Source organism: Vibrio sp. Vb0349, from assembly GCF_033338975.1.
The window spans coordinates 1-16,379 of record NZ_JAWOTS010000014.1 but is presented as its reverse complement, the minus strand read 5'-3'; the positions used below and the strand labels follow the sequence as shown (position 1 = coordinate 16,379).

At 46.6% G+C, this 16,379-nt stretch carries 14 protein-coding genes; 7 read left to right on the top strand and 7 right to left on the bottom strand.

Annotated elements, in window-relative coordinates; translation table 11 throughout:
- Positions 1-190: 190 nt before the first annotated feature.
- From R7Q47_RS15435 to glyQ, 3 genes are all read right to left on the bottom strand, one after another.
- Positions 191-2,275, bottom strand: a complete 2,085-nt coding sequence (locus R7Q47_RS15435) for an alpha-amylase (RefSeq protein WP_154204934.1) — start codon at positions 2,273-2,275, stop codon at positions 191-193.
- Positions 2,276-2,492: 217 nt separating this feature from the next.
- Positions 2,493-4,559: a glycine--tRNA ligase subunit beta gene (glyS, locus tag R7Q47_RS15430; protein ID WP_154204933.1), complete on the bottom strand. Its 2,067-nt coding sequence runs from the start codon at positions 4,557-4,559 to the stop codon at positions 2,493-2,495.
- 13 nt (positions 4,560-4,572) lie between these two features.
- Positions 4,573-5,490 carry a glycine--tRNA ligase subunit alpha gene (gene glyQ, locus R7Q47_RS15425; protein WP_005383818.1) on the bottom strand — a complete coding sequence of 306 codons (918 nt, stop codon included), beginning with the start codon at positions 5,488-5,490 and terminating at the stop codon, positions 4,573-4,575.
- Between the two features lie 484 nt (positions 5,491-5,974).
- Between glyQ and R7Q47_RS15420 the strand changes: the two genes are divergently transcribed.
- Both R7Q47_RS15420 and R7Q47_RS15415 read left to right on the top strand, forming a co-directional pair.
- Positions 5,975-6,529, top strand: coding sequence for a TMEM165/GDT1 family protein (locus R7Q47_RS15420; protein ID WP_005378877.1), 555 nt, complete (start codon positions 5,975-5,977; stop codon positions 6,527-6,529).
- Positions 6,530-6,689: 160 nt separating this feature from the next.
- Positions 6,690-6,950: a hypothetical protein gene (locus R7Q47_RS15415; RefSeq protein WP_005378878.1), complete on the top strand. Its 261-nt coding sequence runs from the start codon at positions 6,690-6,692 to the stop codon at positions 6,948-6,950.
- Between the two features lie 44 nt (positions 6,951-6,994).
- Here R7Q47_RS15415 and tusA read toward each other — a convergent pair whose 3' ends face one another.
- The gene (tusA, locus tag R7Q47_RS15410) at positions 6,995-7,243 is read right to left on the bottom strand and encodes a sulfurtransferase TusA (RefSeq protein WP_005378879.1); all 249 of its coding nucleotides are present in this window, start codon (positions 7,241-7,243) and stop codon (positions 6,995-6,997) included.
- A 133-nt stretch (positions 7,244-7,376) separates the two neighbouring features.
- Here tusA and R7Q47_RS15405 point away from each other — a divergent pair, with 133 nt between their 5' ends.
- Positions 7,377-7,559, top strand: a complete 183-nt coding sequence (locus tag R7Q47_RS15405) for a hypothetical protein (RefSeq protein WP_005378880.1) — start codon at positions 7,377-7,379, stop codon at positions 7,557-7,559.
- Between the two features lie 167 nt (positions 7,560-7,726).
- Positions 7,727-8,671 (top strand): LysR family transcriptional regulator, encoded by a 945-nt coding sequence (locus R7Q47_RS15400; RefSeq protein ID WP_005383815.1) that lies wholly within the window; start codon positions 7,727-7,729, stop codon positions 8,669-8,671.
- A gap of 52 nt (positions 8,672-8,723) precedes the next feature.
- On the opposite strand, the gene R7Q47_RS15395 is transcribed toward R7Q47_RS15400, so the two are convergent.
- From R7Q47_RS15395 to fadB, 3 genes are all read right to left on the bottom strand, one after another.
- Entirely contained in the window at positions 8,724-9,704 is a 981-nt protein-coding gene (locus R7Q47_RS15395; protein WP_005378882.1) for an MDR family oxidoreductase, read from the bottom strand.
- Positions 9,705-9,954: 250 nt separating this feature from the next.
- Entirely contained in the window at positions 9,955-11,130 is a 1,176-nt protein-coding gene (fadA, locus tag R7Q47_RS15390; RefSeq protein ID WP_006743176.1) for an acetyl-CoA C-acyltransferase FadA, read from the bottom strand.
- A gap of 14 nt (positions 11,131-11,144) precedes the next feature.
- A complete protein-coding gene (gene fadB, locus R7Q47_RS15385; protein ID WP_154204932.1) occupies positions 11,145-13,316 on the bottom strand; it encodes a fatty acid oxidation complex subunit alpha FadB in 2,172 nt (723 codons plus the stop codon).
- 261 nt (positions 13,317-13,577) lie between these two features.
- Between fadB and R7Q47_RS15380 the strand changes: the two genes are divergently transcribed.
- The 3 genes from R7Q47_RS15380 to hemG are packed head-to-tail and all read left to right on the top strand — an operon-like array spanning position 13,578 to position 16,242.
- Positions 13,578-14,201, top strand: a complete 624-nt coding sequence (locus R7Q47_RS15380) for a YigZ family protein (RefSeq protein ID WP_005378891.1) — start codon at positions 13,578-13,580, stop codon at positions 14,199-14,201.
- 46 nt (positions 14,202-14,247) lie between these two features.
- The gene (locus R7Q47_RS15375) at positions 14,248-15,705 is read left to right on the top strand and encodes a TrkH family potassium uptake protein (protein WP_005378893.1); all 1,458 of its coding nucleotides are present in this window, start codon (positions 14,248-14,250) and stop codon (positions 15,703-15,705) included.
- Positions 15,706-15,714: 9 nt separating this feature from the next.
- A complete protein-coding gene (gene hemG, locus R7Q47_RS15370) occupies positions 15,715-16,242 on the top strand; it encodes a menaquinone-dependent protoporphyrinogen IX dehydrogenase (RefSeq protein ID WP_005378894.1) in 528 nt (175 codons plus the stop codon).
- Positions 16,243-16,379: the final 137 nt, after the last annotated feature.

Here is a 16,379-nt window from a genome sequence, read left to right as displayed (position 1 = left end):
GTTTATGCCGATGTTTTATCGGCTTATCGAGTAATCCTTGACCTTACCTCAATGTGTAATTAACGCAAAGTGTGAATTAAGCCGAAAAAGAAAAAAGTGCGTCATCAGACCAGAGGAACGAGACAAAAGGGCAAAAAGAACAATAAAAAAGGGAAGCTTATGCTTCCCTTGCTGGTGGAGAGAGTGTGATTTACTCACCGGTGTAAACAATCAGCACCTTGTCGTCTTGGTATTGGCGTTCGAATGCGTAGTAACCTTCTTGGTTGCGAGTGATGTGCTTACCTTGAGCAACTGCTGGGTGGCGTTTACGGAATTCGCCCAACTTTTGCCAATGTTGCAGTAGATCCTCACGCTCGCCATGAATCTTATCCCATGGCATATCTGAGCGTGTGCCTTGGTGGGCGTCTGAACCAGTAATGCCAAAATCACGAGCTATCTCATCACCGTAATAGATCTGTACTGCACCGGGAGCCAGCATCAGTGCATTTGCTGCACGTGCTTGGTCATCAAAGCTGCGGCTGCGCGCTGACCAAAACAGCTGTGTATCGTGTGAAGACAGGTAGCTCAACACGTTGAACTCAGGATCGGTATTGATGCGTTCTGCATAACGGCGGTAATCATTATCAAGTTGAGCGAAACACTTCAGCGCTTTTGGTGCTACATCAGATTGGAACTCAAAGTTGATGATGGAATCGAAGCCGTTATCGAAATACGGGCTCTTCACTACGCTGTGTGCCCACACTTCACCTGTCATCCAGAAAGGTAGGTCATCCAAGGCTTTGTCCGGGTTGTTTTGCTTCCATTGAGCAAGCGCTTGGGTGGTGCTGGCTTTCAGCTCTGCCCACGCTTCCATTTCAACGTGTTTGGCAGTGTCAACGCGGAAGCCATCAATGCCATAGTCACGCACCCAATCGGATAACCAGGCAATCAGGTGTTCACGTGGGGTTTGTAGCTCATCTTGCGCATTGGTGTTTTTATTGCGGAAGAAGTTTGGTAATCCGGTTTTCTGAGTCGATTCGGTTTTTAGATCCGGTAGGTAGTTCAAAGACATGGTGATGTCGTTGTAGCCCGGAGCATCGTAGTCGCCAATATCGGTGCGGATCCAATCTTTGCCCCACCATTTATCCCACGCTTCGCTATCTCCGTATTTGATGTAGTCGTTGAAGCTGTGCCAGCTTTGTCCTGATTTTGGCTGCCAGTCGGTCCATTTTTCACCAAGGACTTGTTTGGCTTCTTGGTTATCAAGGTAAAGCTGACCAAAGCCGAATTCCTGCATATCTGCTAATGTTGCGTAGCCAGTGTGGTTCATGACCACATCCCAAATCACGCGGATACCTTTTTTATGGGCAGTATCGACGAAGGTTCTGAGTTCATTTTCGGTACCCATGTTAGCATCAAGCTTGGTCCAATCTTGGTGATAGTAGCCGTGGTAACCATAGTGCTTAAAGTCGCCTTTATCGCCGCCGCCAACCCAACCGTGGATTTGTTCCAGTGGCGAGGTTATCCAGATAGCATTCACACCAAGTGATTCGATGTAATCGAGTTTTTTCGTCAGACCCGCCAAGTCACCACCGTGGAAGGTGCCAATCTCGTATTTTCCATCTTTGCTGCGACCGTAGCTGTTGTCGTTGTCTGGGTTGCCATTGTAGAAGCGGTCGGTCATGACGAAGTACACCGTCGCGTTATCCCAGCTGAAAGGTTTATCGGCTTGCTGTTCAACTTCTTCTAGCAGCACTAGACCTTGGCTCATAGGACCCGGCTGCATGGTGACGCTGCCATTGGCGACTGTGGCTTCTTGTCCGGTTAAGGCGTCACGAACGACAGTGCCATCATTAAAGGTTTGAGCAACATTGATGGTTTTTGGCGTGTCAGTTGCGACAGGGCAAGAGTAGGTGATGTCCTGACTTTGTTTTGGTTTGATTTTTACCGTCAGCTCGTTGGTGGTTGGATTGAGCGTAAATTGATAGGTATTGGCTTTGAAGATGCGCAGCAGCATTTGTGCATCAGTGGCGCAGTTATCCATTTTTAATGGACGATTGAACTTAATGCGATCTTCTTCTGCTAGGGCAAAGCTACTTCCACAGCTTTGCTTGCTGTCGGCAATGGTAAAGGTGTAGCTGCCTTTTTCGAGTTTTTGCTCGGCGACAAGTAAGCCCTGTGAGTTTTCCTCAAAAACAGCAGTATCATCACCAACGCTTAATACGATGGCATTTTCTGGAATCTGGCTGCAGGCGCTCAGTAGACCGATAGAGAGTGCGAGAATTGTTTTTTTCATTGTGTCCTTCCCCCGAATAAACAGTCCAGTTATAGCAAAACTGTGCCTCTACAATCCGAGCTCTATACCAACAAGTTAAACGCGTCTCACCCTACAAATTTTAGTCTTGTTCACAAAATGAATAATAAGCGTCACCTTCATCGGTTTGAAGGCAACAAAAAAGGGAAGCATCTGCTTCCCTTTTAGTTATTTCTTAATCACTTCGAAGAGTAATGAATTACTTTTGAAGCAAAGAAATGTCTGCGATCTGTAGGAACAGGTTACGCAGGTTGTTCAGTAGTGTCAGACGGTTCTTCTTAAGTGCTTCGTCGTCTGCCATTACCATTACGTTATCAAAGAACGCATCAACTGGTTCACGTAGGTCAGCTAGCTTGCTTAGGGCTTCTTGGTAGTTACCTGTAGCAAATGCTGGCTCTAGCGCTTCCGTCATTACTTCAACGCTTTCTGCTAGTGCTTTCTCTGCGTCTTCTTGTAGAAGTGCTAGGTCGATGTCTGCTGCTAGTTCGCCGTCGAATTTCGCTAGGATGTTACCTACACGTTTGTTCGCTGCTGCTAGAGACTCAGCTGCTTCTAGTTCACGGAAGTGAGAAACCGCTTTAACTCGTTGGTCAAAGTCTGCTGGTTTTGTAGGACGACGCGCTAGAACTGCTTGAATGATGTCTACACTGAAGCCTTCGTCTTGGTACCAAGCACGGAAACGACCAAGCATGAACTCGATAACGTCTTGTTCAACATTGTCGTTGGTTAGACGCTCACCAAATAGTGACTTCGCTTTCGCTACTAGGTCAACAAGATCTAGGTTGTAGCCGTATTCAACGATGATACGTAGTACACCTAGAGATGCGCGGCGTAGTGCGAATGGGTCGCTGCCTTTAGGCGCTTGACCAATACCGAAGATACCTACGATAGTGTCTAGCTTGTCTGCCATTGCAACTGCAGTTGAAACACCGTTAGATGGTAGTTCATCACCTGCGAAACGAGGCATGTATTGCTCGTTCAGTGCTACTGCAACTTCTTCTGCTTCACCGTCGTGGCGAGCATAGTGCATACCCATAACGCCTTGAGTATCCGTGAATTCGAATACCATTGAGGTCATTAGGTCACATTTTGCTAGTAGACCAGCACGCTTTGATTTCTCAACGTCAGCACCGATTTGCTCAGCAATGTAGCCAGCAAGTTCAGTGATGCGGTCTGTTTTGTCTTTGATCGTACCCAGTTGCTTTTGGAAGATCGCTTGTTCTAGTTCTGGCAGACGGTCGATAAGCGGACGCTTACGGTCTGTGTTGAAGAAGAATTCTGCGTCCGCAAGACGAGGACGAACCACTTTCTCGTTACCTTCGATTACGTAACGAGGCTCTTTTGATTCGATGTTCGATACGAAGATGAAGTTAGGTAGTAGCTTCTTGTTTTCATCGTAGACAGGGAAGTACTTCTGGTCACCCTTCATGGTGTAAACCAACGCTTCAGAAGGCACTTTTAGGAACTCTTCTTCAAACTTCGCTGTTAGTACTACTGGCCATTCAACCAGAGACGTTACTTCTTCTACTAGGTCATCTTCTAGATCAGCGATACCGCCAACCGCTGCTGCCGCTTTTTGTGCGTCAGCTAGGATGATTGCTTTACGCGCTTCGTAATCTGCCATTACTTTACCGCGCTCTTCTAGAATCGCAGGGTATTGCTCAGCAGAATCGATAGTGAACTCTTGCTCACCCATGAAGCGGTGACCACGGATAGTGCGGTCTGAAGCGACACCAAGGATCTCGCCTTCGATTAGGTCGCTGCCCATTAGCATGGTTAGCGTCTTAACTGGACGGATAAATTGAGTCGTTTTGTTACCCCAACGCATTGGTTTTGCGATAGGTAGGTTTGCTAGTGCTTTCGCTGCAAGTTCAACTACGATCTCAGACGTTGGCTGACCTTTCACTTCTTGTTTGAACAGTAGCCATTCACCTTTGTCTGTTACCATGCGCTCTGCTTGGTCAACCGTGATGCCACAACCGCGTGCCCAGCCTTGAGCCGCTTTTGTTGGGTTGCCTTCCGCGTCAAACGCTGCAGAAACCGCAGGACCACGCTTTTCAACAACTTTGTCAGACTGGCTGTCTGCTAGTGCTGCGACTTTAAGTGCAAGACGACGAGGTGCCGCGAACCATTTCACGCCTTCGTGAGCAAGCTCAGCGCCTTTTAGTTCTGCTTCGAAGTTTGCTGCGAATGCTTCAGCTAGAGTGCGAAGTTGCGTTGGTGGTAGCTCTTCTGTACCTAGCTCGATTAGAAATTCTTTTGCCATGTTACTCTACCCCTTACGCTTGTTCTTTCTTACACATTGGGAAACCAAGAGCTTCACGCGATGCGTAGTATGCTTCTGCAACTGCTTTCGTCAGGTTGCGGATGCGTAGGATGTAACGTTGGCGTTCAGTTACTGAGATCGCTTTACGCGCGTCTAGTAGGTTGAATGCGTGACCCGCTTTTAGAATGCGCTCGTAAGCAGGCAGTGGCAGTGGCTTTTCAAGCTCAAGCAGTTCTTTACACTCTTTCTCACACTGTTCGAAGAAACCAAATAGGAATTCAACGTCTGCGTGCTCGAAGTTGTAAGTCGATTGCTCTACTTCGTTTTGGTGGAAGATGTCACCGTAAGTCACTTTGCTGCCGTCTGGTGCGATGTTCCAAACTAGGTCGTAAACAGAGTCTACTTCTTGGATGTACATTGCTAGACGTTCGATACCGTAAGTGATCTCACCAGTTACTGGTTTACACTCAAGACCACCAACTTGCTGGAAGTAAGTAAACTGGGTCACTTCCATGCCGTTTAGCCAAACTTCCCAGCCCAGACCCCATGCGCCTAGTGTTGGGTTTTCCCAGTTGTCTTCTACGAAACGGATGTCGTGTACAAGAGGGTCAATACCAAGAACTTCAAGGGAGCCAAGGTACAACTCTTGAATATTGTCAGGCGATGGTTTTAGCGCTACTTGGAATTGGTAGTAGTGCTGAAGACGGTTAGGGTTTTCACCGTAACGGCCATCAGTAGGACGACGTGAAGGTTGTACGTAAGCTGTCGACATTGGCTCTGGGCCAAGCGCTCGTAGACAGGTCATTGGGTGAGAGGTACCCGCACCCACTTCCATATCTAGCGGTTGAACAATGGTACAACCATTTTGAGCCCAATAATCCTGCAGCGCGAGGATCATTCCCTGGAAGGTTTTGATATCGTATTTTTGCATAAGTCAGGTTCGCGCGATTCTCTTGTTACTCGTTAATTCGTCATCTATGCCGAGTTTTTCAACTCTAACAACGGCGATAAAGAGTAATTACGGTTGAATAAATTAACAATCTAGTATAACCAGATATTGAGCATGGGAGTAGAGCTAATCTTGATTAATTCGTGGGCGATTTTCTCCTTTAATGAATTTTTACCGCGTTATCTGCTGTATTTTTCCTAAAAGGGAGTTTTTGCCTGCTTTGGCTCTTGAGAAGCGCAACAAAGGTGGCTAGAATTGCGCCTGTCTTTGGGGAGTAGCTTACCTGATGAAGTTTCTGTTTCATCTGGTTCGTCCGTCAACATAATTGGTGCAAAATCACCATGGCGTTCGAGACTTGAAGCCTTTCAAGTTTAGCAAGACCTTAGACAAATCATCACGAACCGGGGTAGGGGCGTGAGGTTTGTCTTCGGTTATAAATAATAATCCCTGCCCCAATGAGCATGTCGTGAGCGTTTTAGCTATTTCAATTACTACTGTAGCGTTAGCAGAAATTGGCGATAAGACCCAATTGCTATCTCTATTACTCGCAAGTCGTTACCGAAAACCAATCCCAATTATTGCAGCAATCTTTTTGGCAACTATTGCCAACCACGCTTTGGCTGCATGGTTAGGTGTGGTTGTCGCAGACTATCTATCACCTGAGATTTTAAAGTGGGTGCTGGTGGTCAGTTTTGTCGCGATGGCGGCTTGGGTTCTGATCCCGGACAAACTGGATGATGACGAGCAGATTTCTAATCGAGGCCCATTTATTGCCAGCTTTATCGCGTTCTTCGTTGCGGAGATAGGCGATAAAACTCAGATCGCCACTTCCATCTTAGGGGCGCAATACGCGGATGCGTTAAGTTTGGTGATTATCGGTACCACAATCGGTATGCTGCTGGCGAATGTACCTGTGGTCCTGATTGGTAAATTGTCGGCCGACAAGATGCCTTTAGGGCTGATCCGTAAAATCACCGCATTTTTGTTTATTGCTCTGGCAATAGGGGCTGCACTGTTCTGATTTTTTGCACGTGAAATGATGTGAGTTATCAATCATTAGTGGCGTGCTGCGCGAGTTCAAACTCTGACTCTAAATCGTTCCGTTGCGTGACGGATGACATATAAGTGTCATACTTGTCATGGTAGTTTAATGGTGTGAATGATAGCGAGAGGGCAAGTTTATGCTTACACGTTACATGGGGATGTCCCCGAAGAGTCAGAGTTATTTATTCACTTTTGGTTTAGCGCTGTGTTTACTAGCGATGGTGCTAACTGATATGTGGTTACCGATTGTAGCAGGATCGTTCGTTCTTACTGGATTGACAGTAGAAGCGTGGATTCGTGTCGCTCACATCATTCCTATGCATGAAGAGATGCGGGCAATGAAGAAACAACTTAACAAGCTCCAATCAGAAGTTCGCACACTCGAATACGACGAATAAACAAACGGCAGCCAATATAGGCTGCCGTTTTTAGTTCGACCAGATTATTCCAATCCTTTCTTGATCAGGTACTGATACGGAACTTGCTCCGTTTGTGCCGCAACTAATTGATGGTCCATAAAGCGGCAGAAACTCGGAATGTCTCGAGTTGTGGATGGATCGTCTGCTTTGACCAGCAAAATCTCACCATCTTGCATGTTGCGAATTGTCTTCCTGACCATCATCACTGGCTCTGGGCAGCGCAGTCCTTCCGCCTCTAATGTCTTGTTTGCCAGTTCAGGATTAAAGCTCATAGTGTGATTCTCGTAACTAACTGAGCGTTGAATTTTACTTTCGTTGAAAAAATATTCAATAACCACTTGGCAAACCGAATTTTTTGTTTTACCTTAAATTAACAATTTGGTAACAACTGGCAAGGGAGAGGCAATGTTAACAGCGTTAGACAGACTTACGATTTACTCAGTGCTGTGTTTTATCTCGTTTTGTGCATTGGTACTTAGGACGCCAGCTGACACCTCTTTGACGCCTCTCGTAGGCATGGTTGCCACTATTATTGGGATTTGGATCGAGATGCGCAGATGGTCTGGCGCATCTGAGCAAGAAAATTAGCGCTTCTTGCTTGGATCAGAATGCTTTTAATAACGCTCACCTATTTTTACCGACACTTCATTCCGACACTATCCCCATTTTTCTTGGGCTTCCCCGCTGAAAGGCGGGATTTTTTTTGCCTAAAGAGTACAATTTACCCAAACACATACAAAATAAGTGGCTAATTCGTGGAACTGGAAGATATCTATCGCCGAGATTTAAATTTACTGGTTGCGTTGCGAGTACTGATAGAGGAAAACAGTGTCAGTAAGGCAGCAACACGCCTGAACTTGAGTCAATCGGCAATGAGTCGTGTGCTTGGTCGTCTACGTGACTTATTGGGAGATCCGCTGTTTACTCGTCAGGGACAGCATTTGATCCCAACTCAGAAAGCGTTAGAGATCGATCGCTCATTGGGCGAGCCATTAGAGTCTTTACGTCAGTTGTTATCTCCGGTTGAGTTTGACCCATTGCAATGCGTACAGACTTTCAGCATCGTGACCACCGACTATGCCATGCAAACGATCTTACCGTTCGCTTTGCCGAGAATTTACCAAGAAGCGCCAAACGTGTCTTTCAACTTCTTACCACTGCAACACGACCGTTTATCAGATCAGCTCACTTATGAAGGTGCAGACTTAGCGATTTGTCGCCCGACAGGCCCGGTGGAGCCTCTACGCAGTGAAGTGTTGGGGCGAGTGGGGGTGCTGTGTATGCTTTCAAAACAGCATCCATTAGCGGATAAAGAAATGAGCTTGGATGATTATCTGAGTCATCCACATGCCATGATCGCCATCAGTGATGGTGTTAAGGCACTGATCGAACAAGCTTTGATGGAGAAACCTAAGCGTAAAATGGTTCTGCGGGCTTATCATTTAGAAGCCGCATTGGCGATCATGGATACCTTGCCAATTATCATCACAGTGCCAGCGGACTTGGCGTATCTGGTTGCCGAGCGTTATGACTTGGTGGTGAAACCGTTACCATTCCAATTCACGCCGTTTGAATACTCGATGATTTGGCATGCGCGTTGCGAGCATTCTCCCGCTCAAGAATGGTTAAGAACGATTGTGCGTGAAGAGTGTAGCCGTCTGATAGCTAAACGTATCGAAGATATGGGACTGAACTGCTAACAAAAAAGAGCCAGCAATGCCGGCTCTTCGTCTGTTTACACTGAGTCAGTGTTTATAGCTTGATAACCACACGACCCGTTACTTGACCGTTGGTGATGTCTTCTGCATATTTCGGTGCTTCAGCAAGAGCAACTTCAGTACACGCTTGCTCGAAGTAGCTGTCTGGTAGTAGCTCGACCAGCTTTTCCCATGCAGCGATACGTTTCTCTGTTGGGCACATTACTGAGTCCACACCTTGTAGGCGAACATTACGTAGGATGAACGGCATCACTGTGGTTGGTAGATCAAAACCACCTGCAAGACCACAAGCTGCAACTGCACTGTTGTAATCCATTTGCGCCAATACTTTAGCCAGTACTTTGCTGCCTACAGTATCAACCGCACCTGCCCATACTTGCTTTTCAAGTGGACGTGCTGGTTCTTCAAATTCAGTACGGTCGATGATGCGGCTAGCACCTAGTTTTTCAAGTAGCGGGCCATTTTTTTCTACACGACCTGTCACTGCAGCAACTTTGTAGCCAAGCTGTGCTAGAAGCGTTACTGCGACTGAGCCTACACCGCCACTTGCGCCAGTTACAAGGATTTCACCATTTTCAGGTTTGATGCCTGCATCAAGCAGTGCTTGAACACATAGCATGCCTGTGAAACCAGCAGTACCAACCATCATTGCTTTCTTGCTGTCTAGACCTTTTGGTAGTGGTACTAGCCAATCTGCTTTTAGACGAGCACGCTGAGACATACCACCCCAGTGGTTTTCACCCACGCCCCAGCCAGTAAGGACAACTTTGTCACCAGCTTGGTAGCGGTCGTCTTCTGAGCTTACTACCGTACCTGCTAGGTCAATACCTGGCACCATCGGGAAGTTACGGATGATTTTACCTTTACCTGTGATCGCAAGACCGTCTTTGTAGTTTAACGATGAGTAATCAACGTCAATCAGAACGTCGCCTTCAGGCAGTTGTGTTTCATCGATTTGCTCGATGTTAGCGATAGTACGTTTGTCTTCTTGATTTAGAACTAGAGCATTAAACATAAGGTTCTCCGATTGTGCGGTAGCATGACTCTGGGTCACATGCAGCAAGATATCAACTGGTCTAAGTGTATGTCTTCTTTGTCTATGAATAAAATGAAACTTGAGCATTTAATGTATGCTCTTCATGCATGTTTGATGTAAAACAAAGGGCGACATCAATTGTCGCCCTTAAGTGTAATACTAAAAATTTTAGTACTAGTTCATTTGCTTATGATTGTTGGCTCGATCACTACAACAACGTCTTGAACTGTTATGGTCGTTCAAATACTGTCGCAATGCCCTGACCCAAACCGATACACATGGTGGCCAGACCGTATTTCGCGTCTTTCGCTTCCATTAGGTTGATTAACGTTGTTGAGATACGTGAACCAGAACAGCCTAGTGGATGACCCAATGCTATCGCACCACCGTTAAGGTTGACCTTCTCATCCATAACATCAAGCAGGCCTAAGTCTTTAGCACACGGCAGAGACTGCGCGGCAAATGCTTCGTTTAGCTCAACCACATCCATGTCTTCAATTGAAAGACCGGCACGCTTGAGCGCTTTTTTCGTCGCAGGTACAGGACCGTAACCCATAATAGAAGGATCGCAGCCCGCAATGGCCATGCCTTTAATACGTGCACGAATCTTCAAGCCAAGCTCATTGGCTTTCTCTTCGCTCATGATCAACATCGCTGATGCACCATCGGACAGAGCCGATGATGTACCGGCTGTTACTGTACCGTTTGCAGGGTCGAACACTGGGCGAAGTTGAGATAGACCTTCAACGGATGTTTCAGGGCGAATCACTTCGTCGTAATCCAGAGTGAACAGTGTGCCGTCTGCTGCGTGGCCTTCAATTGGTAGAATTTCGTTTTTAAAACGACCCTCTACGGTTGCTGCGTGCGCACGAGCGTGAGAGCGAGCGGCAAACTCGTCTTGTTGCTCACGGCTAATGCCATGTAATTTACCCAGCATTTCAGCCGTTAAGCCCATCATGCCCGCAGCTTTTGCTACGTTCTTTGACATACCTGGGTGAAAGTCTACACCGTGGTTCATTGGCACATGCCCCATGTGCTCAACACCACCAATTAGGCAGATTTCAGCATCGCCAGTCATGATGGCACGTGTACCATCGTGAAGCGCTTGCATTGATGAGCCACACAAGCGGTTCACCGTCACGGCGCCAATTTCAATCGGCAGACCAGCAAGCAGCGCCGCATTACGTGCAACGTTAAAGCCTTGCTCTAGTGTTTGCTGTACACAGCCCCAGTAGATGTCTTCAATCTCGCTTGGGTTCACTTGTGGGTTACGCGCAAGAATGCCTTTCATTAGGCGCGCAGATAGATCTTCTGCTCGTGTATGACGGAAAGCACCACCTTTAGAGCGACCCATTGGAGTACGTAGACAATCGACTACGACAACATTTCTTGTTTGATTAGTCATTTTAGAATCCCTCCTTAGATAGAACCTTGCTGTTGTGCACCGTAAAAGCTTTCACCTTTCGCCGCCATATCAATCAGCATTTGCGGTACTTGGTACATCGCACCTAGCTCGGCGTGTTGTTTTGCCATTTCAACGTATTCAGCAATACCCACGCTGTCTAGATAGCGGAATACGCCACCGCGGAATGGAGGGAAACCAAGACCATAAACCAATGCCATATCTGCTTCCTGCGGAGTCGCGATGATGCCTTCTTGTAGGCACAGCACCACTTCGTTGATCATTGGAATCATCATACGTTGAATGATGGTCTGATCGTCAAAGTCCAGCTTATCGGCACAAACGTCAGCAAGTACTGGTAAGATCGATTCGGAGAAGGTTTTCTTCGGCTTACCTTTTTTATCTATGGTGTAGCTGTAGAAGCCATTACCATTTTTCTGACCATATTTGTCTGCTTCGAACAGTGCATCAATCGCATCACGACCTTGTTTACCCATACGCTCAGGGAAACCCTCTGCCATCACAGCTTGTGCGTGGTGCGCGGTATCAATGCCGACTACGTCAAGCAAGTACGCCGGTCCCATCGGCCAGCCAAACTTACGCTCCATGACTTTGTCGATTTTCGTAAAGTCAGCACCATCACGAAGTAGCATGCTGAAGCCGCCAAAGTATGGGAACAATACGCGGTTAACGAAGAACCCTGGGCAGTCATTAACGACAATTGGTGATTTGCCCATTTTCGCAGCATACGCCACAACACGATTGATGGTTTCATCAGAGGTGTGCTCACCACGGATGATCTCAACAAGAGGCATACGATGCACTGGGTTGAAGAAGTGCATACCACAGAAGTTTTCTGGGCGTTTTAGTGATTTTGCCAATAGGTTGATAGGAATCGTCGAGGTGTTTGAGGTGATAACGGTGTCGTCACCGACATGGGACTCAACTTCACTCAAAACTGCTGCTTTTACTTTCGGGTTTTCAACGACAGCTTCAACAATCACATCAGAGTTTTCAATACCTGCGTAATGTAAGCTCGGTGTGATTGACGCTAAAATACCCGCCATCTTAAAGCCATCAATGCGACCGCGAGATAAGCGTTTATTCAGCAGCTTAGATGCTTCAGTCATGCCTAGGTCGAGCGACGCTTGCGCGATGTCTTTCATTAAGACTGGCACACCTTTTAGCGCTGATTGGTAAGCAATGCCGCCACCCATGATACCTGCACCTAATACGGCTGCACGTTGCGTGTCTTTACTTGCTGACTTCGCTGCTTTTTTCGCAATGCCTTTGATGTATTGATCATTAAGGAAGAGGCCAACGAGTGATTTTGCTTCTTCCGATTTAGCCAATTTCACGAAGTGCTTACGTTCAATGTCTAACGCTTCATTACGTGCAAAGCGAGCACCTTCTTCAATCGTGATAACGGCTGTCATTGGGGCAGGGTAGTGAGGACCTGCTTTTTGTGCCACCAGACCCTTCGCCATGGTGAAGCTCATCATTGATTCAAGCTTACTCAGCGTTAGAGGCGATGTTTTCTGTGCTCGGCGTGCTTGCCAGTCAAGTTTCTCATTAATTGCAGAGTTAAGAGTTTGTAGTGCTGATTCGTATAAAGCATCAGTCTCTACAACAGCATCGAGTAAGCCAATTTTCAATGCTTCATCAGCTCGGCATGCTTTACCTTGGGTGATGATTTCCATTGCGCTGTCTGCGCCAATAACGCGAGGTAAGCGTACACAACCACCAAAGCCCGGCATGATTCCCAGTTTCGTTTCTGGTAGGCCGATGCTGGTGGTTTTGTCACCAATACGCATGTCTGTTGCTAGCACACATTCACAACCGCCACCAAGAGCGTGGCCTTTGATCACTGAGATGGTTGGAACGGGTAAGTCTTCTAATTTGTTAAAGATGCTATTAGCAAATTGCAGCCATTGGTCGAGCTCGGCATCCGTTTTAGCAAACAGACCTAAAAACTCGGTAATGTCTGCGCCTACAATGAATGCGTCTTTATCTGAAGTGAGCAACAACCCCTTGAGGCCTTGATGGGCAATGAGCGCATCAAGAGCTTTATCTAGCGATTCCAATGTCGCTAGGTCGAGTTTGTTGACGGATTTTGGAGAGCAGAAGCTTAGCTCTGCAATACCATCTTGTATTTCCTTTACCTGTAGGGTTTCGGCTTGGTAAATCATTGTCTATCTCCATGACATACAATCGTGGATTGTCTGTATACCTATTTCAACGACGCCGTGTACCTCGGCAGATAGGTATCGAGGAAGTCGTTTTATTTTTGTTCTGGTTTGACCAGTAAAGTTAGTTTGGATCGTGGATTGTTTAATTTCAATACATTTTTTAAACAAGTGTTTAACATTGTGCGCTGTGGCAGATCTTATGCGACGGGTAAATCACACTCGTGATAGACTTCAGGCAAATAGACATGAATCCATAATCCTATGAATGACAAGCCTTATCTGATTCCAGCAGAGCCCGCTCAATTTGAAGAAGAAATTAAAAAGAGCGTCTTCATTACTTATTTGGCACACACGCCAAGTATCGAAGCTGCAAAAGCATTTGTTGATCAAATCAAAGCTAAACACGCTGATGCTAGACATAACTGTTGGGGCTTTGTTGCTGGTCGACCAGAAGATTCGATGAAGTGGGGCTTTAGTGATGATGGAGAACCTTCAGGGACGGCAGGCAAACCAATCCTGGCGCAGCTGTCTGGATCTGGGGTGGGGGAGATCACGGCTGTGGTCACGCGATACTCTGGTGGAATCAAGTTAGGTACAGGCGGCTTGGTTAAAGCGTATGGGGGTGGGGTTCAACAAGCGCTCAAGCTGCTTCAAACTATTGAGAAAAAAATAACCACAAAGCTCAGACTAACGTTAGACTATGGGTTTATGCCTATCGCACAATCAATCATGCCGCAATTTGGCGCGATAGAAGTCGAGGCTGAATACAGCGATCAGGTCGTATTAGTGGTGGAAATTGAGCTTCGAGAAGTGAGCGCGTTTACCCAAGCAATCATCAATAAAAGCGGGGCAAAGGCAATTGTCACTCCGCTAGACGGACAATAATGAAAAACAGGAAGCAACAGGGACAGCTTCGCTAGTCAATTTATCCATGCAATTTCGTTCAATTATTCGAATCGTCGGGCTACTGCTCGCACTCTTTAGTGTCACTATGCTTGCGCCAGCACTCGTTGCGCTGATCTATCGAGATGGTGCTGGTGTGCCTTTTGTCACGACATTTTTTGTTCTGCTGTTTTGTGGGGCCGTTTGTTGGTACCCAAACCGCAGGTATAAGCACGAGCTTAAAGCTCGAGATGGCTTTCTTATTGTCGTCTTATTCTGGACAGTACTTGGCAGTGCAGGCTCGATCCCCTTTCTCATTGCTGACAACCCGAACGTCTCAGTGACAGATGCGTTTTTTGAATCGTTTTCTGCTCTCACGACGACCGGGGCGACCGTTATTGTTGGTTTGGATGAGTTACCTAAAGCGATTCTATTCTATCGACAGTTACTGCAGTGGTTCGGCGGTATGGGAATCATCGTATTAGCGGTGGCGATTTTGCCAGTACTTGGCATCGGTGGTATGCAGCTTTACCGCGCCGAGATCCCAGGTCCAGTCAAGGATACTAAAGTGACGCCGCGCATAGCAGAAACTGCTAAGGCGCTTTGGTACATCTATTTGAGCCTGACTATCGCCTGTGCTTCGGCTTTTTGGTTAGCTGGTATGACGCCATTTGATGCCATCAGTCACAGCTTTTCCACCATTGCCATTGGTGGCTTCTCTACCCACGATGCCAGCATCGGATACTTTGATAGTTACGCGATTAACCTGATTACGGTGGTTTTTCTGCTTATATCTGCATGTAATTACACACTGCACTTTGCTGCATTTGCATCAGGTGGCGTACATCCCAAGTATTACTGGAAAGATCCTGAGTTTCGCGCCTTCTTGTTTATTCAAGTGCTGCTATTTATCATTTGCTTTCTATTATTACTGAAACATCACTCTTACACATCGACATACGATGCTTTCGATCAGGCTCTGTTCCAAACCGTATCAATATCCACAACAGCGGGCTTTACGACAACAGGTTTTGCGGATTGGCCGCTCTTCTTACCTGTGCTGTTATTGTTCTCTTCCTTTATAGGTGGTTGTGCTGGTTCAACAGGCGGCGGCATGAAAGTGATCCGTATCCTGCTTCTTACCTTACAAGGTGCGCGTGAACTAAAACGTTTAGTCCATCCACGCGCGGTTTACACCATCAAAGTAGGTGGCAGTGCCCTACCGCAACGTGTTGTCGATGCGGTTTGGGGCTTCTTCTCCGCATACGCATTGGTATTTGTGGTTTGTATGTTGGGGTTGATTGCAACAGGAATGGATGAGCTCAGTGCGTTCTCGGCGGTGGCTGCGACTCTGAACAACCTCGGTCCTGGCTTGGGAGAAGTAGCGCTGCACTTTGGTGATGTTAACGACAAAGCAAAATGGGTATTGATAGTTTCTATGCTGTTTGGTCGTTTGGAAATCTTTACCTTACTTATTCTACTTACGCCGACGTTTTGGCGTAGCTAAGGGGAAATCGTGGCAAAAGCATTATTTCTATACTCTTCCCGCGAAGGGCAGACTAAAAAAATTCTCCACTATATAGATGAACAACTTCCAGACTTCGATTGTGAGCTGGTGGATTTACATAATGTCGAGACGATTGACTTCAGCCAATACGACAGAGTATTGATAGGCGCCTCTATTCGCTATGGCCATCTTAATAAAAAGCTATACCAGTTTATTGAGCGAAACCTCAATCAATTGGAGCAAAATAAAGTGGCATTTTTCTGCGTAAACCTAACCGCTCGTAAAGAGGACCAAGGAAAGGATACACCTGAAGGTAGTGCTTACATTCGCAAGTTCCTAATTAAGTCGCCTTGGAAACCAACGCTAATCGGTGTTTTTGCTGGTGCACTTTATTACCCACGTTACAGCTGGTTCGACAGAACTATGATTAGGTTCATTATGTCGATGACGGGTGGCGAAACTGATACGACCAAAGAGGTGGAGTACACCAATTGGGAAAAAGTGGCTCTTTTCGCAGATAAATTCAGAGAACTGTAGAAATAACGTGCTCTTTTGACCGCTTTTGATGCAAATTTATCCGAACGATAAAAAAATCAAAAAAAAAACGAGAAAAAGGGCTTGCCAATGTGATCGCAATCTCTATAATGCCACCTCGCTGACACGGCAACGCTTCG